The organism is Saccharopolyspora sp. 6M (genome assembly GCF_020176775.1).
Lineage (GTDB): Bacteria > Actinomycetota > Actinomycetes > Mycobacteriales > Pseudonocardiaceae > Saccharopolyspora_C > Saccharopolyspora_C gregorii.
This window is the reverse complement of record NZ_JAIUJZ010000237.1, coordinates 1-378: the sequence shown is the minus strand read 5'-3', so window position 1 is coordinate 378 and position 378 is coordinate 1. Positions and strand designations below refer to the sequence as shown.

The following is a 378-nucleotide window of genomic DNA, read 5'->3' as shown; positions in this document are numbered from 1 at the left end:
GGCACCAGCCACCCGGCGCCGGTCCACGGCAGCAGCTGCGCGGCGGGCACCGCGGCGTCCAGCACCAGCCGCGGCACCTGGTCCCCGACGCGCAAGCAGATCCGCGCCCGGTGCCCGCCGTCCACGCCCACCGCCAGCAGCACCGCCACCACGTACAGCGCCGCGGGCAGCACCGGCACGCCCAGCACCAGCACCACCGCGGTCAGCGCGACCACGTCGACCAGCGGCCACAGCACCAGCGGCAGCAGCCGCGGCACCCCGCGCGCCCCCGCCCCCCCCCGGGGGCGCCCCCCGCCCCCCCCCGGGCCCGGGGGGGGCCCCCCGGGGGGGGGGGGGATACCGCCGCCCCCCCCCCGGCCCCCCCCCCGCCCGGGGGGG

General features: G+C 84.4%; 1 pseudogene. It reads right to left on the bottom strand.

Going from position 1 to position 378, the window contains the following annotated elements:
* Window positions 1-257: pseudogene (locus tag LCD31_RS25755) on the bottom strand (hypothetical protein); the annotation flags it as partial.
* Window positions 258-378: the final 121 nt, after the last annotated feature.